This is a genomic window from Pseudomonas sp. GW821-FHT12A04 (assembly GCF_058807755.1).
The window spans coordinates 197,637-215,912 of the sequence record NZ_JBXAQZ010000011.1 but is presented as its reverse complement, the minus strand read 5'-3'; the positions used below and the strand labels follow the sequence as shown (position 1 = coordinate 215,912).

Below are 18,276 nucleotides of genomic sequence, written 5' to 3'. Positions count from 1 at the left end.
CGAGCTGGAGTCGGCAATGCGTAAAGATAAAAAACAAGTGATTGGTGACGAGATCGGCGATGAGCAGATCAAGTTGTTCCTCGATTTCGAACCGGTCGACGCGACTTCTCCGTCCCTGCACAAACTGGTCAAGGCCTACCGTGGCCTGCGCATCGACGATTTCGAGCGTTTCCTGACGTTCTTCGTCGAAGCGGGTTACGACGTGAATGGCAAGGATGAGCACGGCAATGACTTCGTCGCCCTGATCAAGGATCAGCGCAACGCGCCGGACTACATTGAACTGATCGAAAAAGCTCGCGGCTGAGTAAATTTCAGCCATAAAAAACGCCCCGCTCTCAGTGAGAACGGGGCGTTTTTTTTAAGGCCGAATCAAGCGTAGCTTTCGGTCTCGCTGCTGGCTTCAACCAGTTCCAGGGCAACGTTGTTCTGCGTGTTGATCTTGCGATACAGCGCAGCGTCGGTTTCCAGGACCTTTTCCCGGGCCGGGAAAATTTCGGCCAGTTTGGTGGCCCATTCGCCCTTGGCTTTGCCCGGGAAGCATTTTTCGATCAGCTCAAGCATGATCGAAACGGTCACCGAGGCACCTGGCGAAGCGCCGAGCAGTGCCGCCAGGGAACCGTCCTTGGCCGCGACCAGTTCGGTACCGAATTGCAGGATGCCGCCTTTCTTCGGGTCTTTCTTGATGATCTGCACCCGTTGACCGGCCACTTCCAGGCGCCAGTCTTCAGCTTTCGCCTCAGGGTAGAAGCGACGCAGGGACTCCAGGCGCTGCTCCATCGACTGCATCACTTCGCTGACCAGGTACTTGGTCAGGTCCATGTTGTTTTTTGCCACGGACAGCATCGGCCCGATGTTGCCGGCGCGAACCGACATCGGCAGGTCCATGAAGGAGCCGTGCTTGAGGAACTTGGTGGTGAAGCCGGCGTACGGTCCGAACAGCAGGGATTTCTTGCCTTCAACGACGCGGGTGTCCAGGTGCGGCACGGACATTGGTGGCGAACCCACGGCAGCCTGGCTGTAGACCTTGGCCTGGTGGTGCTTGACCACTTCCGGGTTGTCGCAACGCAGCCATTGGCCGCTGATCGGGAAGCCGCCGAAGCCTTTGCTCTCTTCGATGCCCGAGGCCTGCAGCAGCGGCAATGCCGCACCGCCCGCGCCGAGGAAAACGAACTTGGCGTCGACTTCACGGGTGTTGCCGCTGTTGACGTCCTTGATGCTGACAGTCCAGCCGCCGTTGCTGCGCTTGAGGCCGGTCACACGCTTGCAGTACTTGACCTGGGCATCGGGTGCGCTGGTCAGGTGCTTGAGCAACTGGTTGGTCAGGGCGCCGAAGTTGACGTCGGTGCCATTGATCACGCGGGTCGCGGCGAGGGTTTCGCCAGGATCGCGACCAGGCATCATCAGCGGCATCCACTCGGCCATTTTGGCCTTGTCTTCGGTGTACTCCATGTCGGCGAAGGCGTGGTGCTTGCTCAGCACCTTGAAGCGTTCCTTGAGGAAGGACACGCCGCTGTCGCCCTGCACGAAACTCAGGTGTGGCACCGGGCTGATAAACGATTTGCACGAGCCGAACGTGCCTTTTTTGGTCAGGTACGACCAGAATTGCTTCGACACCTCGAACTGGGTGTTGATGTGCACGGCTTTCTTGATGTCGACGGCGCCATCGGCGGCCTGCGGCGTGTAGTTGAGCTCACACAGCCCGGCGTGACCGGTACCGGCGTTGTTCCACGGGTTGGAACTCTCCGCGGCACCGGAATCCATCAGCTCGACGACTTCCAGCTTGATCGCGGGGTCGAGCTCTTTGAGCAGTACTGCAAGGGTGGCACTCATGATGCCGGCCCCAACCAGTACTACGTCGACTGCTTCGTTATGCGCCATTTAACGCGTCTCCAAAATCTGCAGCACCAAATTGTCGGCATGGCTGCCAGGAGTGACGGGGCGTGTCAGTGTTGCCCCAGGTACCCATGGCAGGATCGCCATGTCCGAATCTTCGCAATTTATCGCAACTTCGACGGACGCTACCTGCCAGGCCTAATGAGCCATATGAACTCATTTCAGCGCGCGGGAGGCAATTCGACTTATGGTCGATACATCCGTTTGTGCAACCAAATCCGTAGCGGACAGGCTTCAGGCTCCGGTGTTCGAGGAATACTCGGTCCTGTGTCGTTGGGCTGTTGTAGACGCTAATGGTGCATGTTCAGACGCAAAACTATTCATTTGCTCGCCACACTCTTGTGAAGTTGTGAAAACCCGTTTTTTTCACGCTCTTTTGAAGACGTGAACCTCAAAAAGGGCTGTCCCAGCCTGGCACCGTGCCCGGATGGATTGCCGCCATGGGATACAGGGCAGGCAAAACGGGCAAACAGCTCAGTGACCGAGCGTAATGACAGCTCTGCAGATTCGCGAAAAGTGGAGGTTTTGCTCAACAAAACAGCAAGCACGCCAGCTTCACTCGATCTGTGTGGGCGGCTCTCTGTGGGCGGTGCGGGGGTGTCAATACAAGCGCATTGACGATGCTGCGAGGCCCGATCAGGAGACGTCCTTATAATCGGGGGGAGATTGTATCTAAGAAACGCAGGGAAATGGTCGTGTTTAATGACTTTTATTAGGTGTTTGGTCAGGTCGTCATCATTTGCTGTGCACGCGAGCGTGGCCGGTGCTGCTGCGAAACGACGCGGGCACCGGCAGGCAGCGGCTGATTCAGCCAGTTCAAGCGGATCTCTTCGATTTCAACCCAGCCATCGCCCATGGGCTGGAGGCTGCACTGTTTGAAGGCCTGGCAACGGCCGTTGCGGTCGAGCAGGGCGAAGCAGCGATGCAGTGGGCGTGGCGCGAACAGAGAGATCAGATGGCGCATGGCGATATACCGTTTGGGTGTCTGCCGAGAAGATTGCCTGCAGGCCATTACGTGCAAGTGTATGGGGGGTGACATCTGCATGACAGGAACCGCGTTGCCAGGGGCTTGTCAGAGATTTCATCAAACACTGTGAGGTGCTGGTTACCCGCAGTGGCGCACCGCTATACTGCCGGCCTGTTTGTGCCTGATTCTGGAGAGAAGAGCATGTTGCAACGCCTGTTGTTCGGTTTGATCACTGTGACCAGTTTGACCCTGGTTGGCTGCGCCCACAGCCCGCAACAACTGAGCCCGGAACCCAAGCTGACGGCTCAACTGGCGCCCGTCGGCCACGGTCAGCCTGTTGTGGTGCGTGTGGTGGACGGACGTCCGTCGCCAACCCTCGGCACCCGTGGTGGCCTGTACCCGGAGACCAGCGCGATTACCGTACAAGGCGCGCAGATCCTGCCGAAACTGCAGGCTCAGGCCGAAGCTGCCGTGCGTCTGTTGGGTTTCACCCCGACCGCCAATGCGGCGAACGCACCGCAAATCACCGTGACCCTGGCCGAGCTGAAGTATCAGTCGCCTAAAGAAGGCATGTACGTGACCGAAGCGACCATCGGCGCGACCTTCCGCTCGGATGTGCAGAACGCCAACCGTCGCTACAGCGGCCGTTATGGTGCTTCCCTGGACCAGCGCTTCGGTATGGCGCCGAACCAGGAAACCAACACCAAGCTGGTCAGCGATGTGCTCAGTGATGCGTTGACCCGCCTGTTCAAGGACCCGACTGTGGGGCAGGTTCTCGGCGAGTAATGCGAGCCCACTGCAGGAGCGAGCCTGCTCGCGATGGTCGTTAACGATTACGCGGGGAATCTGATTCCCCGCGGCGCCCTCAAGTCCATCGCGAGCAAGCTCGCTCCTACAGATCGGTTTCAGGCGGCTTGCGAGTAAAAATCCAGCACGCTGACGCCCGTCAGCAAATCCGCCTCCGGCAAATCCGCATGCTGGTGGCCACCGAGTGCGCAATACACCAGCCAGTGGCGATCCTGAACGTTGAAGGCGAGGCTGCCGACGAGGGCTTGTTGTTCTTCGCTGGGGGTGATGAGGTAAAGACGATCCTGGTTTTCGGCGTGGAGCATGACGTGATCCGTGTCGGTTTCGAGGCGCGCATGTTCGCCGATACAGATGACGAAGCCGTGACTCAGGACAGCTATTCATCAAACGCTTCGTTATTTGTCGGAAACATAGGGCAGGCGCGCAGGCTTTCGGTAGAATCCGCGCCGCGGTCGCCGGTCCGGCACCTGCCACCTGTGTTACTTGAGGTTTGTGATGTCGCTGCACTTGATGACGCTGTTTACCGCCCATCCCGCCAAATTGATCAATCTGCTGGCCTTGTTCTTTGCCTTCCCCGGCGGCTGGTTGCTGCACGCCACCCGTCGTCGCGAACTGCGCGCGATGGCCAGTTTGCAGGCGCAGCGCCAGAGCAGCCCCAGCGTAGAGCCCACGCTGGACTGGGCGACCTTGCGCAAGAACCGGTTTTTCTACATCTTCGGCTTTGCCTGCATGGGGATGGCACTGCTGGTGTCGTGGATCAGTACGCAGGTCTGAGGCTGAAGTAAACCCTGTGGCGAGGGGGCTTGCCCCCGTTCGGCGGCGAAGCCGTCGTCACCTCGACAGGGACGCTGTGTCAGAGGGAAAGCCTTCTTGGGTTTTAGGGCCGCTTCGCAGCCCAACGGGGGCAAGCCCCCTCGCCACAAAAAGCGCCGTCAGGCCGATACCGCTTACAGCGGCAACCCTGCCTTCACCCGGTACTGATTGCGCACCGGCGTCGCATATTGCAGCACCAGGAATGGACGATGCTCTTCAGGGCAGGCGTCCAGGCGGCGTTGCCATTCTTCCTGGGCCTTGGCCAGTTCCTCGGCCGGGAACACTTCGGCGGCTTTCGGCACCTGCAACTGCGGATCGGTGTCCTTCCACTGCGCGTAAGCCAGGTAGTGCACGGGGAACAAGCGGTATCCGCTGAGGATTTGCCGGTCCATCTCGACCGCCAATTGCTTGGTGTCTTCGAACAGCTCGGTGATCGGCGCGGCAAAGTTCACATGCACCCGGCCCTTGTAGCCGGTGATGCCCTTGGCGATGCTCACGTCATCCTCGCCCGGCACCTTGGTGTAGCTGCCGGTGGTGGCGCGGATGTAAAGCTCGCGGGCCTTGGCCTGATCGCAAGGGTCGTACTCGTAGCTGATCGACACCGGGGTCAGGTTCAGCGACTGAATGACTTCGCCGAACGGCTCGTCCTTGCGGCTCATGTGGAACATCTTGAGGATTGCCGATTCGGTACGGTCGTCACCGTCCTTGGCTCGTCCTTCGGCCTGGGCGATCCAGATCGAGGCGCAATCGTTGCGGATCGAATGATTGATGTACGCCGACAACAGCTGATAAGCCGCCATTTTTTCCCGACGTCCGCTGATCGAGCGGTGCACGATGAAGCTCTTGTTCAGGCGCATCAGGTCGCTGACGAAAGGCTTTTGCAGCAGGTTATCGCCAATGGCGATGCGTGGCGTCGGTAGGCCGGCGTGGTAGACGGCATAGTTGACGAAGGCCGGGTCCATCACGATGTCGCGGTGGTTGGCGATGAACAGATAGGCACTGCCGGACTTGAATTGCTCCACCCCGGTATAGGTGACACCGTCGGTGGCACGCTCAATGGTGTGGTCGACGTAAACCTCGACTTTGTCCTGCAGCGTGGCCACTGAGGTAATGCCGGCAAACTCACGGCGCAGCCGATGGGCTATAAGAGGTTTGAGTGCCCAGCCTAAAGCGCCGGCGAAACGCGGGAAGCGGAAGTGGGTGAGGATATCTAGAAACGCCTTGTCGCCGAGCAGCCGGTCCAGCACCGCTGGGACTTCGCTGTCGTCGTAAGGTCGGATGGCATCGAATTCGCCCATCATGCTCTCTTGTTAGAAACGGCTAGGGTAAGTAAAGGTTTTGATCGAAAACCGGCGGGGTACGCTCTGAAAAAGTAGCCAGACAAAAATAGCCCTGCAAATAGACCGGCGATTATACGCACAAGTCACTTGGGAGACCGCGATGCTGGAAACTGCGCAATATGAATGTCCGTATTGTGGTGAGGAAGTCGAGACGACGCTGGATTTGTCCGGTGGCGATCAGACCTATATTGAAGACTGCCAGGTGTGCTGTCGGCCGATAACCTTCGTGTTGCAGGTTCATGAAGAGGAATGGCATCTCGAAGTGTTCAGCGAAAACGAGTGAGGAGCGTGTATGCAGCGCATCTACGACCTGGAAAACCTGATGGAAGGCGAGTTGCTGCAAGGCATGCTCGCCAGCGAGGGCATCGAGGCGCATCTGGTGGGACGCGATCTGGTGGGAGCCACCGGTGAGTTACCGATTTTCGGTTTGCTGGGTTTGGCAGTGGATAACGACCAGGCCGAATACGCCCGCGAGTTGATCACCGCGTACAATGCCGCGCTGCCGCTGTCCGGCGATGAACCGGACAGCTTCCCCGGCACGCTGGTCTGTTAGGCTGGCGTTCGTTTGATCAAGAGTCGTGCTGCCCCATGTGTGGACGTTATGCCCTGTTTCGCTGGAACCCCGCCTTCGCGGCGCTGCCCGGTTTTCCCGCCGACCAGCAGGCGCAGTGGAACATTTCCCCCAATGATTCGGTGTTGATGCTACGGGCCGAGCCAGACGGCCAGCGCACGCTGGCCCGTGCCCGCTGGGGCCTGACGCCACCCTGGCTGACCGATCTGTCCCGCACCCCGGCCCACGCCCGCGCCGAAACCGTTGCCGAACAGCCAATGTTTCGCCAGGCCTTGCGTGAGCGCCGCTGCCTGTTGCCGGCCAATGGTTTCTACGAATGGCGCGGCACGACGCGCAAGCGCCCGTATTGGCTGACACCAGGGGAGGGCTCGTCATTATTTTTTGCGGCGATCTGGGAGGCGTATCCGGTGCAGGAGCAGGTGTGGCTGAGTACCGCCGTGATTACCCAGCCGGCGGCGAGCCAGCGGCGGCCGTTGATTCTTGATGAGGCGGGGCAGGCCGCGTGGTTGGATCCCGAGACGCCGCTGCATGCTTTGCAAGCATTGCTGGCCAGTGAACCTGCGGCATTGCGCGAACGGGTGCTGGCCAATATGGTGAATGATCCGAAGCTCAATGGGCCGGAGTGCCTTACTCCGGGTTGAGTTATTGGGTGGCTGAACCGGCCCTATCGCGAGCAAGCTCGCTCCCACATTGGATCTGTGGCGTCACAAATTCCCTGTGGGAGCGAGCTTGCTCGCGATGGGGGCTTCGGATCAGACCCGGAACTGATTGATCAACCGCCGCTGCTGCTCAGCCAGTTTGGTCAAGTCCGCACTGGCCGCACTCGACTCATCCGCCCCACCAGCCACTTCATTGGCCACCTGGCCGATGTTGATCACGTTGCGGTTGATGTCGTCCGCCACCGCACTTTGCTCCTCGGCCGCGCTGGCAATCTGGGTGTTCATGTCGTTGATCACCGACACTGCCTGAGTAATGGTTTCCAGTGCTTCGGCGGCCTTCGAAGCGTGCAGTACGCTTTCGTCCGTGCGGTTCTGGCTGTCCTCCATGACTCGCACCACATCCCGCGTGCCCTGCTGCAGTTGCTGGATCATGGTCTGGATTTCTTCGGTGGCCTTTTGCGTCTTCTGCGCCAGGTTACGCACCTCGTCGGCCACCACGGCAAAACCTCGGCCCTGCTCACCGGCACGGGCGGCTTCGATGGCTGCGTTAAGGGCCAGCAGGTTGGTCTGCTCGGCGATCCCGCGAATGGCGGTGAGGATGGCGTTGATGTTTTCGCTGTCCTTGGCCAGGGTTTGCACCACGCCGACGGCCCGGCCGATCTCCACGGCGAGAGCACCAATGGAGTTCGAGGTGTCGCGCACGATCTGCATGCCCTGGCTGGCGGCCTGATCGGCATGGCTGGCAGCCTGTGCGGCCTGGGTCGCATTGCGCGCGACGTCCTGGGCGGTGGCGGTCATTTCCTGTACGGCGGTGGCCACTTGATCAATCTCGGCCATTTGCTTGTGCACACCGGTGTTGGTGCGGATGGCGATGTCGGCGGTGTGTTCCGACGAATCGCTGACGCTCTGCACCGAAGTCACCACTTGGGTGATCATCGCCTGCAACTTGGCCAGGAAAGTGTTGAAGCCTTTGGCGATCGAGCCTAGTTCATCGGCGCGATCGCTGGTCAGGCGTCGGGTCAGGTCGCCTTCGCCCTGGGCGATATCGTCGAGCATGGCCACCATCTGCTTGAGCGGGCGGGCGATGCCGTGGCCCACCAGCCAGATCACCAGCAAGCCGATACCGGCAATCACCAGGCCAACCATCGCCATGCCGAAGGTGTCGGATTTGCGCTGCGCGTCCAGGTCGGCCTGGAGCTTTTGCAGGTCGGCCATGACCGCATTCAGCGGCAACTGCAGCATCAAAGTCCAGCGGGCGTCGGTCTGGCCGATGCCGAAAGGCAGGTACAACTCGATCCGGCCCTGGGCCTTGTCGACGGTATAGGTGACTTCGCCGCGCTTGAGATTGGCCATGTTGGCGATCTGTTTGCTGTCGAGGATGTCGCTGACCTTCTCGCCGAATTTGCTCGGATCCTTGGTGTAGGCAACGATCCGGCCATTGCCGCCGATCAGGGCCATTTCCCCGGCGCCGCTGTAAAGCTTCTGGTTGGCGCCCAGGAGCATTTCCTGGATGAAGTTCACCGACAGGTCGGCGCCGACGATGCCCTGGAAGGCACCGTTGAGCATGATTGGCTCAATAAAGGAGGCGAGCATGACGATTTTGTCGCCCACCTTATAAGGCGCCGGGTCGATCACGCAGGATTTTTTGGTTTCTTTCGAGCACAGGTAGTACTCGCTGGCGCGCACGCCGGTGGACAGGGTTTTCTGGTCGTCGACGTCCACCAGTTTGTCCAGACCCAGGGTGCCGTCGTCGTTGCGGAACCACCAGGGCAGGAAGCGCCCGTTGCTGGCGTCGATGCCGACCACCTGGGTGCCGACGTAGGCCGCATCGTTGTGATCCAGTGCGTCTTTTTCCCAGCCGATGTAGGTGCCGAGGATTTTCGGGTTCTTGACCACGTTTTCCTTGATCAGGCCGATCAGTTGCTCGCGGCTAAGGCTCAGTGAAGGCTGGCCATCGGTACCCGGTGTGCCGATCAGGGCGTTGACCCGCACCAGTCCGCCGGCAATCAGCAGCGGTGCTTCGAGTTCGCGCTGGATCTGGCTGACCTGGGTTTGCGCCAGGGACGTCAGGCGTTGTTCGATGACTTGCTCGAATTGGGCCTGGGTCCGCTCCTGGACCATGTCTTGCGTCCGGGCGCCGGAGAACAGTGCGTACACAACCAGCGCTGCCACGACACTAAGGACAATGGCGCCGGCAAGGGCCGCCACGGAAAACTGGATCGACTTGAATTTCATGGGGGCTCCGCACGCGAAAGGACGTCTGCCCAGATGTATCGGCAGGGTGACGGGCGGGCATGAGCGTGGGCAGTTGAAAGGACCGTTTTTGCGTGCCGGATGTCGTAATTGAATCAATGAGCGGCGTGATGGGCTGCGGGTTGTCGCCGTATGTGAATTTTTTCTACGGCGATGAGAGCTTTGTTCGAATTGTGCGTCTTACGTCCATTGTATCTGGCGTCGATACATTTCCAAGCTTAGGATAAACGGCATGTTTTCAGAGAGTTTTTTGATGAACAAGATTTTGGTTGTCAGTGCACTAAGCGCAGCGCTGTTGCTCGCCGGCTGCCAGTCGGTCAATACCACCAAAGGCGGCGCTGTAGGCATTGAGCGCAAGCAGTACATGTTCAGCATGTTGTCCTCGCAACAGGTCGACCAGATGTACGCCCAGTCCTATCAGAAAACAGTGGGCGAAGCGTCCAGCAAGGGTGTGCTGGACAAGACCAGCAATGAAGCCCAGCGGGTTCAGGCGATTGCCGACCGGCTGATTGCCCAGGCGCCGAACTTCCGTCCGGACGCGGCCCAGTGGAAGTGGGAAGTCAACCTGATCAAGAGCGATGAGCTCAACGCCAACTGCGGCCCTGGCGGCAAGATCATTTTCTACACCGGGTTGATCGACAAACTGCAACTGACCGACGATGAAATCGCCGCGATCATGGGCCATGAAATCGCCCACGCCCTGCGTGAGCACGGTCGTGAAGCGATGTCCAAGGCTTACGGCATCGAAATGGCGAAGCAGGGCGCGGGTACCTTGCTCGGGTTGGGGCAGGACAGTCTGGCCCTGGCCGATACCGTGGCCAACTACGGCATGACCTTGCCCAACAGCCGTGCCAATGAAAACGAAGCGGACCTGATCGGCCTGGAACTGGCCGCCCGCGCCGGTTACAACCCGAATGCCGCGATCACCCTGTGGAACAAGATGAGCAAGGCCTCGGAAGGTTCGCCACCGGAGTTCATGAGCACTCACCCGGCGTCGTCGAGTCGTATTGCGGCGTTGCAGGCGGCGATTCCGAAGGTCATGCCTTTGTATGAGCAGGCCAAGAAGTCCTGATGTCTCGCTACCGCCATCGCGAGCAAGCTCGCTCCCACATTGGTTTTGTGCTCGACGCCGAACCCTGTGGGAGTGAGCCTGCTCGCGATGAGCGATAACGCGGTCTAACGACCTATCGCGTCAAACCCACCCGCTGCTCTGCATCGCCTTGTACACCGCGACAATCGCCAGGATGAAGAACGCCGACGCCGCCAGTCGACGGATCAGGGTCAACGGCAATTTGTCCGCGGCAAAGTTACCGGCCAATACCACGGGCACGTTGGCAATCAGCATGCCGAGGGTGGTGCCGATGATCACCAGCCACAATTCTGGATATTGCGCAGCCAGCATCACGGTCGCGATCTGCGTCTTGTCGCCGATTTCCGCCAGGAAGAACGCGATCAGCGTGGTCAGGAACGGCCCGAACTTTCGGGCGGTGCTGGCTTCGTCGTCATCCATCTTGTCCGGGACCAGGGTCCACAGCGCCGTGGCGGCGAAGCTCGCGGCGAGGATCCAGTGCAACATCGTATCCGAGAAGAAACTGCCGACCCAGGCGCCCACTGCACCGGCGGCCGCATGGTTGGCCAGGGTCGCGGCGACGATACCGGCGATGATCGGCCAGGGCTTGCGGAAACGGGCAGCGAGAATGAGCGCGAGCAGTTGCGTCTTGTCGCCGATTTCGGCCAAGGCAACGATTGCGGTAGGTACGAGTAGTGAATCCAGCATCAGGGGTTTTCCTAAGGGGCGGGTCGACACGGCTATGACACGTACAGCCTCCCCGCCCCGGGTAAGGTGTTCGTGTCATAGGTCTTGTCAAACCCTGCAATCCATCTGATGTGGATGCTTGGGTCGCATGCGCCATGGTCTGAGGACCAAGTATGTTGACGCATGCCGGACGAGCGTGGCGCTCGTGGGAGACTACTCCCCTAGGACGGAGCGGATTCTGCCTTTGCAAAACCCATTCGGCAAGCCTTCTTTTTCAAAGAAGTTCTATCCGCGCTTGGCTCGGTAGATCCGGAAGCCCTGTCCTTCGGCCTTGATCGCGCACACACCAAGATGCTCTTCGATCAACGGTTGATACTTCAGGAAGCTATTCGCTACCAGGCGAAGTTCGCCACCGTTTTTCAGATGTTTGGCCGCTTTTCGCAGCAAATTCTCCGTTGCGAAATAGTCGGTGTGCACGCCGACATGGAACGGCGGATTGCTCAGGATCGCACTCAAACCCATCGGGGCGGCATCAATGCCGTCACCGGTAATCACCTCGGCTTCCAGACCATTGGCCGCCAGGGTCAGGCGACTGCTGGCAGCGGCAAAGGCATCCACATCCAGCAACGTGACCTGGTTATGCGGGTAACGACGTTTCACTGCCGCGCCCAAGACCCCTGCGCCGCAACCGAAATCGAGCAAGTGACCGCTGGGCAGTTTGTCCAGATGTTCCAGCAGCAGCGCGCTGCCGCGATCCAGGCGACCATGGCTGAACACCCCCGGCAGGCTGATGACCTTCAACGGGCCTTCGGCCAGCGGCAGTTCATAGGTCTGCGCCAGGCTTTCCAGCGGTTTGGCTTCAGGCGCGTCGGCCACGGTGACCAGCCAGAGCTGGCAGTGGCGCGCGCTGTCGAGTTTGCGTGGCTTGCCGAACGGGTTGAGTTGTTTGGCGGCGCCTTCGATGCCGCTTTTTTTCTCGCCGACCAGGTACAGCTCGCGGCCAGCCAGCCGCGAGGCGAGGGCGTTGAGAATGTAGTCGGTCAGGTCCTTGGCCTTAGGCAGAAACACCACCGCTGTATCGAACTCGCGCTTGGGAGCATTCACACCAAAATGGCTGCGCTCGGCGAAGCGGGCGTCCAGCGCGGCCTGATCGCCGGCGTGCCAGCACCAGCCATGAGCTTCGGGCAGACGGCCCAGCAAGTCGTCAGCGGGCAAGCCGGCCAACAACACCGAACCCTGGAATAACTCGGCCTGACGAAGCAGTACTTCACTGCGCGGATCCATAACTGCTCCTGTGAAAAAAAGTGCCGCAGTTTATCAACTGACGACCCGCTGCGCCTTACCGCTGAAGTATCCCAGTGCGTTTTCGGTCACCTGGCCAACGATTCGCTGGCGCGCTTCGCGGCTGCCCCAGGCGTTGTGCGGGGTGACGATCAGGCGCGGGATGTCATGGGCCAGCAGCGGATTGCCGTTGACGGGAGGCTCGACGCTCAGCACGTCAGTGGCGGCGCCGCCCAGATGCCCGTTGCGCAAGGCGTTGGCCAGCGCCAGTTCGTCGATCAGGCCTCCGCGGGCGGTGTTGACCACGAACGCGCCGGGTTTCATCGCGGCCAGTTCGCGGGCGCCGATGAAGTGGCGGGTGTGTTCGTTGAGCGGGCAGTGCAGGGTTAGGGCATCGACTTGCGGTAGCAGTTCATCCAGTGGCAGGCGGTCCGGCCGTGCAGGGCGCCCTGGAATTTGCCCCAGCACAACGCGCATACCGAAGGCTTCAGCCAGCCGTGCGACCGCGCCGCCCAATTCGCCATGGCCCAAAAGACCAAGGGTTTTGCCTTCGAGTTCGACAATCGGGTAATCCAGCAAACAGAATTGTTTGGCTTGCTGCCAGCGGCCTTCGCCGACGGCTTTTTGATAATCGGCCAGGCGCGTGGCCAGGTTGAGCAGCAGCATGATCGTGTGCTGCGCCACCGACGGTGTGCCGTAGCCCTGGCAGTTGCACACGGTAATCCCGTGGGCGCGGGCGGCGGCGAGGTCGACATTGTTGGTGCCGGTGGCGGTGATCAGGATCAGCTTGAGATCAGGGCTGGCGGCCATGGCGGCGGCATCGATCAGGATCTTGTTGCTGATGGCGACGGTCGCACCCTTGAGGTGTTCGATGACTTGATCTGGCAAGGTCTGGGCGAACAGTTGCAAATCGCTGAAGCAGCTGCGCAAGGGGTCTAGGTCAAGGTCGCCGAGGTCCAGGGACGGGTGGTCGAGGAATACGGCGCGGCGAGTGTTCGTCATCAACTGTACCTTTTGTGCAATGAACTGAAGGCGTAATCTGCCGAGCCTACCAGATGAAATAAATAGTTACGCTTGGCCTGAAGGAGCCCCCATGTACTGGACAGAGTTCTTGACCGTTGCCCTGATTCACCTGCTGGCCGTGGCCAGCCCTGGCCCGGACTTTGCCGTGGTGGTGCGCGAGAGTGTTACCCACGGTCGTCGCGCGGGCACCTGGACTGCGCTGGGCGTGGGCACGGCGATTTTCCTGCACGTGGGTTACTCGCTGTTGGGTATCGGCCTGATCGTGTCCCAGTCGATCGTGCTGTTCAATGCCTTGAAATGGGCCGCCGCCGCTTACCTGCTGTACATCGGTTACAAGGCGCTGCGCGCGCAACCGGCCAAGTCTGTGGCTGACGACCTGCACAAGGAAGCCGGCGAGCGCACCGCCCGTGGTGCCTTCACTTCGGGTTTCGTCACCAACGGTCTCAATCCGAAAGCCACGCTGTTCTTCCTCTCGCTGTTCACTGTGGTGATCAACCCGCACACGCCGCTGGCCGTGCAGGCCGGGTACGGGGTTTACCTGGCGGTGGCGACAGCGATCTGGTTTTGCCTGGTGGCGATGTTGTTCAGCCAGCAGCGCGTACGCGCCGGTTTCGCCCGCATGGGCCACTGGTTCGACCGGACCATGGGCGCGGTGCTGATCGCGATTGGCGTGAAGCTCGCTTTTACCGAGATGCATTGATCAGATATCTATCCCTGTAGGAGCTCGCTCGCGATGCTCGTCAACGATAACGCTTGATATCTGACCCCCCTGCGGTAATCCCGGGTTCATCGCGAGCAATCGAGCGTCGACCGGCTGCTCCTACAGATGATCAAACCTCGCGAATGATGGCGCAGCGCTATCATTCATGGGGTTCTGCAAATCATTCCTTTGGCTGATTTGGCTGACGTTCAAGGGCACTACAGTGCGTACTTTCAGTCACGACCGTGCAGTCAGATTAAAGGGATTATTATGTTGAAGACTCGCGTTATCCCCCCGGCCGAAGGCGCTTACCAGTACCCGCTGTTGATCAAACGGCTGCTGATGTCCGGTGCCCGTTATGAGAAAACCCGCGAGATCATCTACCGCGACAAGTTGCGCTATAGCTACCCGACCCTGATCGAACGGGTAGCCCGCCTGGCCAACGTGCTGACAGCGGCCGGAGTCAAGCCCGGGGATGCCGTGGGTGTGATGGACTGGGACAGCCATCGTTACCTGGAATGCATGTTCGCCATCCCGATGATCGGTGCGGTGATCCACACCATCAACGTGCGCCTGTCGCCGGAACAGATCCTCTACACCATGAACCACGCCGAGGACCGCTTTGTGCTGGTCAACAGCGAGTTCGTCGGTCTCTACAAGGCCATCGAGGGGCAACTGACCACGGTCGACAAAACCCTGCTGTTGACTGACCTGCCGGAAAAAACCGCGGACCTGCCGAATCTCGTCGGCGAATACGAACAACTGCTGGCCGCGGCGAGCCCGCAATACGACTTCGAGGATTTCGACGAAAACTCGGTCGCGACCACGTTCTATACCACCGGCACCACCGGCAACCCCAAGGGCGTGTACTTCACCCATCGGCAACTGGTGCTGCACACCATGGGCGTGTCGACCATCATGGGCGCGATCGATAGCGTAAGGCTGCTGGGCACCAACGACGTGTACATGCCGATCACCCCGATGTTCCACGTGCACGCCTGGGGCTTACCGTATGTGGCGACCATGCTCGGGCTCAAGCAGGTGTATCCCGGCCGCTATGATCCGGAGTATCTGGTGGAGTTGTGGCGCAAGGAAAAGGTCACGTTCTCTCATTGCGTACCGACCATTTTGCAGATGGTCCTCAATGCCAAGGCCGCGCAGACCGTCGACTTCGGCGGCTGGAAAATCGTCATCGGCGGCAGCGCCCTGAACCGCACGTTGTACGAGGCGGCCAAGGCCAAAGGCATTCAGCTGACCGCTGCCTACGGCATGTCGGAAACCGGGCCACTGGTTTCGTGCGCGCACCTCAACGACGAATTGATGGCGGGTACCGAAGACGAACGCACCACTTACCGGATCAAGGCCGGCGTGCCGGGGCCACTGGTGGAGGCAGCGATCGTCGACACCGAGGGCAACTTCCTGCCCGCCGATGGCGAGACCCAGGGCGAACTGGTGTTACGCGCTCCATGGCTGACCGAGGGGTATTTCAATGAGCCGCAGAAGGGCGCCGAGCTCTGGGCCGGAGGCTGGCTGCACACCGGTGACGTGGCGACCCTGGACAGCATGGGCGTGATCGACATTCGTGACCGCATCAAGGACGTGATCAAGACCGGTGGCGAGTGGATCTCCTCCCTGGACCTGGAAGACCTGATCAGTCGTCATGCGGCGGTACGTGAAGTAGCAGTGGTGGGGATCCCCGATCCGCAGTGGGGTGAGCGGCCGTTTGCCCTGCTGGTGCTCCGTGAGGGGCATGCAATCGGGGCGCGGGAACTCAAGGAACACCTCAAGCCGTTTGTGGAGCTGGGGCACTTGAGCAAGTGGGCGATTCCGAGCCAGATCGCCCTTGTTACTGAAATTCCCAAGACCAGTGTCGGCAAGCTCGACAAGAAGCGCATTCGTGTCGACATCAGCGAATGGCAAGCCACCAACAGCACCTTCCTCTCGACGCTTTAAGCGTCACCTGGCGTGCTCGAAAGGGCACGCCAGCCCCCACCAAGCAAGCGCTTGGCTTGTCAAAACGAAATTTTCAGCCATCCTTGCCGTGCCGACGGGTGTCGGACTGGCGAAAGGACTGTTCCAGAGTGGCTGGCAGCTGCAAATCACACTTTAGAGGGATCAAGCGCTACTACCTGCTGGCTATAGTCCACTCAAGGATTTTTAAGAACGGGGCAACCGCACGAACCGGGGCGATGCAACTTTGGAATGACTTTGGGATGCCATGGCTCCCGGTTATCCACAGCGTTTTTAGAAGTGCTCTTGCCATAAAAATAAAATGCACATGGAGTAGCGTCGATGACATCAGCAAACCAGTTCTGGCGCCGGGCGAAACTGCCCCTGGCTGTCAGTCTTGCCTCTACGCTCGCCGGGCCAGCATTCGGCGTCAGTTTCAACGTCGGTGAAATCGAAGGTCAGTTCGACTCATCCCTGTCGATCGGTGCCAGTTGGTCTACCGAAAGTGCCAACAAGAACCTCATCGGTGTCAACAACGGCGGCAAGGGTCTGTCCCAGACTTCTGATGACGGTCACCTGAACTTCAAGAGCGGGGAAACTTTCTCGAAGATCTTCAAGGGCATCCATGACCTTGAACTGAAATACGGCGATACCGGTGTTTTCGTCCGTGGCAAATACTGGTACGACTTTGAACTGAAGGACGAAAGCCGTCCGTTCAAGGACATCAGCGACGACAACCGCAAGGAAGGCGCCAAGTCTGCCGGCGGCCAGATCCTCGACGCCTTCGTCTACCACAACTACTCCATTGCTGATCAGCCAGGCTCCGTGCGCCTGGGCAAGCAGGTCGTGAGCTGGGGTGAAAGTACCTTCATCGGTGGTGGCATCAACTCGATCAACCCGATCGACGTGTCCGCGTTCCGCCGTCCGGGGGCCGAGATCAAGGAAGGCCTGATCCCGGTCAACATGTTCTATGTGTCCCAGAGCCTGACCGAAAACCTCTCTGCCGAAGCGTTCTACCAAATTGAATGGGACCAGACCGTTGTCGACAACTGCGGCACGTTCTTCTCCCAGCCAGACATCGTTGCCGACGGCTGCGACGACAACCTGCGCGTACTGGCCAAGCGCTCGCAAATTCCGGCCATTGCCCTGGGGCCTTTGGCCGCCAACGGCGTCGACGTCAACAATGAGGGTGTTCTGGTGCGTCGTGGCCCCGATCGCGATGCCCGCGACAGCGGCCAGTGGGGCGCGTCCCTCAAGTACATGTTCGATCCGCTGGACACCGAGTTCGGCGCCTACTTCATGAATTACCACAGCCGTGCGCCGATCTTCAGCGCTACCGGTGCGCCGCAGTCGGTCTACAACACTGCAGCGGCCCTCCAGGGCGGCCCGTTCGCCGCACTGGCGCCATTGCTGGTGGCGGGTAATTCGCAGTACTTCATCGAATACCCGGAAGACATCCGCCTCTACGGCCTGAGCTTCTCCACCACCCTGCCTACCGGTACGGCGTGGAGCGGTGAGATCAGCTACCGTCCGAACGCTCCGGTGCAGCTCAACTCCACCGACATCCTGTTCTCCGGTGTTCGTCCTATAGGCAATAACAACCCGAACAACCCGTTGACCAATGCATCGCTGCTTACCGGCGTGCCGGGTCAGGACCTGCACGGGTATCGTCGCAAGGAAGTCACCCAGTTCCAGACCACCCTGACGCACTTCTTCGATCAGGTCATGGGCGCCAGCCGTCTGACCCTGGTGGGCGAAGTGGGCGTGACCCACGTTGGCGGCCTGGAAAGCACTTCCGACGTTCGTTATGGCCGCGATCCGGTCTACGGTCCGGGTGAATTGCCAGCCTCTGGCGCGCTCAATACCTGCGTGACACTCAACAACAGCACCATCAGCGGTGCCGGCCCGGGTACGCCGACCAACAACCGCAGCCGCAACTGCACCGACGAAGGCTTCACCACCGCGACTTCATGGGGCTACCGCGGTCGTGCCATCTGGGAATACAACGACGTGTTTGCCGGTGTGAACCTCAAGCCAAACGTAGCCTGGTCTCATGACGTGGAAGGCTACTCCCCTGGGCCTGGCGGCAACTTCGAGGAAGGCCGCAAGGCGGTGAGCCTGGGTGTCGACGCCGAGTACCAGAACACCTACACCGCGAGCCTGGCCTACACCAACTTCTTCGACGGCAAGTACACCACCGTGGATGACCGCGACTTCGTTGCGCTCAGCCTCGGCGTGAACTTCTAAGCACTGAATTTTCAGG

At 60.0% G+C, this 18,276-nt stretch carries 18 protein-coding genes, 1 pseudogene and 1 riboswitch; of the genes and pseudogenes, 10 read left to right on the top strand and 9 right to left on the bottom strand.

Features of this window, described 5'->3' with window-relative positions; all coding sequences use genetic code 11:
* Nucleotides 1–16: 16 nt before the first annotated feature.
* Complete coding sequence (locus AC1RS8_RS18665) at nucleotides 17–304, top strand: PA4642 family protein (RefSeq protein ID WP_015096805.1); 288 nt, start codon at nucleotides 17–19, stop codon at nucleotides 302–304.
* Nucleotides 305–369: 65 nt separating this feature from the next.
* On the opposite strand, the gene mqo is transcribed toward AC1RS8_RS18665, so the two are convergent.
* Nucleotides 370–1,878 carry a malate dehydrogenase (quinone) gene (gene mqo, locus AC1RS8_RS18660; protein WP_154860509.1) on the bottom strand — a complete coding sequence of 503 codons (1,509 nt, stop codon included), beginning with the start codon at nucleotides 1,876–1,878 and terminating at the stop codon, nucleotides 370–372.
* 739 nt (nucleotides 1,879–2,617) lie between these two features.
* The gene (locus AC1RS8_RS18655; protein WP_057713332.1) at nucleotides 2,618–2,857 is read right to left on the bottom strand and encodes a hypothetical protein; all 240 of its coding nucleotides are present in this window, start codon (nucleotides 2,855–2,857) and stop codon (nucleotides 2,618–2,620) included.
* Nucleotides 2,858–3,061: 204 nt separating this feature from the next.
* Here AC1RS8_RS18655 and AC1RS8_RS18650 point away from each other — a divergent pair, with 204 nt between their 5' ends.
* The gene (locus tag AC1RS8_RS18650; RefSeq protein ID WP_057713333.1) at nucleotides 3,062–3,646 is read left to right on the top strand and encodes a YajG family lipoprotein; all 585 of its coding nucleotides are present in this window, start codon (nucleotides 3,062–3,064) and stop codon (nucleotides 3,644–3,646) included.
* A 119-nt stretch (nucleotides 3,647–3,765) separates the two neighbouring features.
* On the opposite strand, the gene AC1RS8_RS18645 is transcribed toward AC1RS8_RS18650, so the two are convergent.
* Complete coding sequence (locus AC1RS8_RS18645) at nucleotides 3,766–3,972, bottom strand: hypothetical protein (protein ID WP_033052291.1); 207 nt, start codon at nucleotides 3,970–3,972, stop codon at nucleotides 3,766–3,768.
* Nucleotides 3,973–4,162: 190 nt separating this feature from the next.
* Between AC1RS8_RS18645 and AC1RS8_RS18640 the strand changes: the two genes are divergently transcribed.
* Complete coding sequence (locus AC1RS8_RS18640; protein ID WP_057713334.1) at nucleotides 4,163–4,441, top strand: hypothetical protein; 279 nt, start codon at nucleotides 4,163–4,165, stop codon at nucleotides 4,439–4,441.
* Between the two features lie 173 nt (nucleotides 4,442–4,614).
* Here the strand turns inward: AC1RS8_RS18640 and AC1RS8_RS18635 are convergent, their stop codons facing one another.
* Nucleotides 4,615–5,781 carry a 1-acyl-sn-glycerol-3-phosphate acyltransferase gene (locus AC1RS8_RS18635; protein ID WP_057713335.1) on the bottom strand — a complete coding sequence of 389 codons (1,167 nt, stop codon included), beginning with the start codon at nucleotides 5,779–5,781 and terminating at the stop codon, nucleotides 4,615–4,617.
* A gap of 139 nt (nucleotides 5,782–5,920) precedes the next feature.
* Here AC1RS8_RS18635 and AC1RS8_RS18630 point away from each other — a divergent pair, with 139 nt between their 5' ends.
* Genes AC1RS8_RS18630 through AC1RS8_RS18620 form a run of 3 tightly spaced genes read left to right on the top strand, consistent with a single transcriptional unit; the run spans nucleotide 5,921 to nucleotide 7,032 of the window.
* On the top strand, nucleotides 5,921–6,103 hold the full coding sequence (locus AC1RS8_RS18630; protein WP_053159662.1) for a CPXCG motif-containing cysteine-rich protein: 183 nt from the start codon (nucleotides 5,921–5,923) through the stop codon (nucleotides 6,101–6,103).
* Nucleotides 6,104–6,112: 9 nt separating this feature from the next.
* Nucleotides 6,113–6,373, top strand: a complete 261-nt coding sequence (locus AC1RS8_RS18625) for a putative signal transducing protein (protein WP_489339207.1) — start codon at nucleotides 6,113–6,115, stop codon at nucleotides 6,371–6,373.
* 35 nt (nucleotides 6,374–6,408) lie between these two features.
* Entirely contained in the window at nucleotides 6,409–7,032 is a 624-nt protein-coding gene (locus tag AC1RS8_RS18620) for an SOS response-associated peptidase (protein ID WP_046041890.1), read from the top strand.
* A 111-nt stretch (nucleotides 7,033–7,143) separates the two neighbouring features.
* On the opposite strand, the gene AC1RS8_RS18615 is transcribed toward AC1RS8_RS18620, so the two are convergent.
* On the bottom strand, nucleotides 7,144–7,887 hold the full coding sequence (locus tag AC1RS8_RS18615; protein ID WP_371918691.1) for a methyl-accepting chemotaxis protein: 744 nt from the start codon (nucleotides 7,885–7,887) through the stop codon (nucleotides 7,144–7,146).
* Between the two features lie 111 nt (nucleotides 7,888–7,998).
* Nucleotides 7,999–8,196 (bottom strand): annotated as a pseudogene (locus AC1RS8_RS18610) (HAMP domain-containing protein); the annotation flags it as partial.
* Nucleotides 8,197–9,556: 1,360 nt separating this feature from the next.
* Between AC1RS8_RS18610 and AC1RS8_RS18605 the strand changes: the two are divergent.
* Nucleotides 9,557–10,375: a M48 family metallopeptidase gene (locus tag AC1RS8_RS18605; RefSeq protein WP_090457990.1), complete on the top strand. Its 819-nt coding sequence runs from the start codon at nucleotides 9,557–9,559 to the stop codon at nucleotides 10,373–10,375.
* A 120-nt stretch (nucleotides 10,376–10,495) separates the two neighbouring features.
* Here AC1RS8_RS18605 and AC1RS8_RS18600 read toward each other — a convergent pair whose 3' ends face one another.
* The 3 genes from AC1RS8_RS18600 to AC1RS8_RS18590 all read right to left on the bottom strand — a co-directional run bounded on the left by AC1RS8_RS18600 (nucleotide 10,496) and on the right by AC1RS8_RS18590 (nucleotide 13,342).
* Complete coding sequence (locus AC1RS8_RS18600) at nucleotides 10,496–11,080, bottom strand: TMEM165/GDT1 family protein (protein ID WP_008016665.1); 585 nt, start codon at nucleotides 11,078–11,080, stop codon at nucleotides 10,496–10,498.
* A gap of 89 nt (nucleotides 11,081–11,169) precedes the next feature.
* Nucleotides 11,170–11,294, bottom strand: a riboswitch (yybP-ykoY riboswitch).
* A 50-nt stretch (nucleotides 11,295–11,344) separates the two neighbouring features.
* Nucleotides 11,345–12,343 carry a methyltransferase gene (locus AC1RS8_RS18595; RefSeq protein WP_489339206.1) on the bottom strand — a complete coding sequence of 333 codons (999 nt, stop codon included), beginning with the start codon at nucleotides 12,341–12,343 and terminating at the stop codon, nucleotides 11,345–11,347.
* A 33-nt stretch (nucleotides 12,344–12,376) separates the two neighbouring features.
* The gene (locus tag AC1RS8_RS18590; protein ID WP_489339205.1) at nucleotides 12,377–13,342 is read right to left on the bottom strand and encodes a 2-hydroxyacid dehydrogenase; all 966 of its coding nucleotides are present in this window, start codon (nucleotides 13,340–13,342) and stop codon (nucleotides 12,377–12,379) included.
* A gap of 91 nt (nucleotides 13,343–13,433) precedes the next feature.
* On the opposite strand from AC1RS8_RS18590, the gene AC1RS8_RS18585 reads away from it, so the two are divergent.
* The 3 genes from AC1RS8_RS18585 to AC1RS8_RS18575 all read left to right on the top strand — a co-directional run bounded on the left by AC1RS8_RS18585 (nucleotide 13,434) and on the right by AC1RS8_RS18575 (nucleotide 18,260).
* Complete coding sequence (locus AC1RS8_RS18585; RefSeq protein ID WP_150815205.1) at nucleotides 13,434–14,063, top strand: LysE family translocator; 630 nt, start codon at nucleotides 13,434–13,436, stop codon at nucleotides 14,061–14,063.
* 270 nt (nucleotides 14,064–14,333) lie between these two features.
* On the top strand, nucleotides 14,334–16,016 hold the full coding sequence (locus tag AC1RS8_RS18580; protein ID WP_090457632.1) for a fatty acid--CoA ligase: 1,683 nt from the start codon (nucleotides 14,334–14,336) through the stop codon (nucleotides 16,014–16,016).
* Between the two features lie 339 nt (nucleotides 16,017–16,355).
* Entirely contained in the window at nucleotides 16,356–18,260 is a 1,905-nt protein-coding gene (locus tag AC1RS8_RS18575) for a DUF1302 domain-containing protein (protein ID WP_102670976.1), read from the top strand.
* The last annotated feature ends 16 nt before the right edge of the window (nucleotides 18,261–18,276 follow it).

Bases quoted from the DNA above. Each gene is read 5' to 3' on its own strand.
- AC1RS8_RS18625 (WP_489339207.1), top strand. From the start codon at position 6,113: ATGCAGCGCATCTACGACCTGGAAAACCTGATGGAAGGCGAGTTGCTG.
- AC1RS8_RS18665 (WP_015096805.1), top strand. From the start codon at position 17: ATGCGTAAAGATAAAAAACAAGTGATTGGTGACGAGATCGGCGATGAG.
- AC1RS8_RS18585 (WP_150815205.1), top strand. From the start codon at position 13,434: ATGTACTGGACAGAGTTCTTGACCGTTGCCCTGATTCACCTGCTGGCC.
- AC1RS8_RS18615 (WP_371918691.1), bottom strand. From the start codon at position 7,887: ATGGCCGAGATTGATCAAGTGGCCACCGCCGTACAGGAAATGACCGCC.
- AC1RS8_RS18575 (WP_102670976.1), top strand. From the start codon at position 16,356: ATGACATCAGCAAACCAGTTCTGGCGCCGGGCGAAACTGCCCCTGGCT.
- AC1RS8_RS18620 (WP_046041890.1), top strand. From the start codon at position 6,409: ATGTGTGGACGTTATGCCCTGTTTCGCTGGAACCCCGCCTTCGCGGCG.
- AC1RS8_RS18580 (WP_090457632.1), top strand. From the start codon at position 14,334: ATGTTGAAGACTCGCGTTATCCCCCCGGCCGAAGGCGCTTACCAGTAC.
- AC1RS8_RS18640 (WP_057713334.1), top strand. From the start codon at position 4,163: ATGTCGCTGCACTTGATGACGCTGTTTACCGCCCATCCCGCCAAATTG.
- AC1RS8_RS18645 (WP_033052291.1), bottom strand. From the start codon at position 3,972: ATGCTCCACGCCGAAAACCAGGATCGTCTTTACCTCATCACCCCCAGC.
- AC1RS8_RS18635 (WP_057713335.1), bottom strand. From the start codon at position 5,781: ATGATGGGCGAATTCGATGCCATCCGACCTTACGACGACAGCGAAGTC.
- AC1RS8_RS18600 (WP_008016665.1), bottom strand. From the start codon at position 11,080: ATGCTGGATTCACTACTCGTACCTACCGCAATCGTTGCCTTGGCCGAA.
- AC1RS8_RS18630 (WP_053159662.1), top strand. From the start codon at position 5,921: ATGCTGGAAACTGCGCAATATGAATGTCCGTATTGTGGTGAGGAAGTC.
- AC1RS8_RS18655 (WP_057713332.1), bottom strand. From the start codon at position 2,857: ATGCGCCATCTGATCTCTCTGTTCGCGCCACGCCCACTGCATCGCTGC.
- AC1RS8_RS18590 (WP_489339205.1), bottom strand. From the start codon at position 13,342: ATGACGAACACTCGCCGCGCCGTATTCCTCGACCACCCGTCCCTGGAC.
- AC1RS8_RS18650 (WP_057713333.1), top strand. From the start codon at position 3,062: ATGTTGCAACGCCTGTTGTTCGGTTTGATCACTGTGACCAGTTTGACC.
- mqo (WP_154860509.1), bottom strand. From the start codon at position 1,878: ATGGCGCATAACGAAGCAGTCGACGTAGTACTGGTTGGGGCCGGCATC.
- AC1RS8_RS18605 (WP_090457990.1), top strand. From the start codon at position 9,557: ATGAACAAGATTTTGGTTGTCAGTGCACTAAGCGCAGCGCTGTTGCTC.
- AC1RS8_RS18595 (WP_489339206.1), bottom strand. From the start codon at position 12,343: ATGGATCCGCGCAGTGAAGTACTGCTTCGTCAGGCCGAGTTATTCCAG.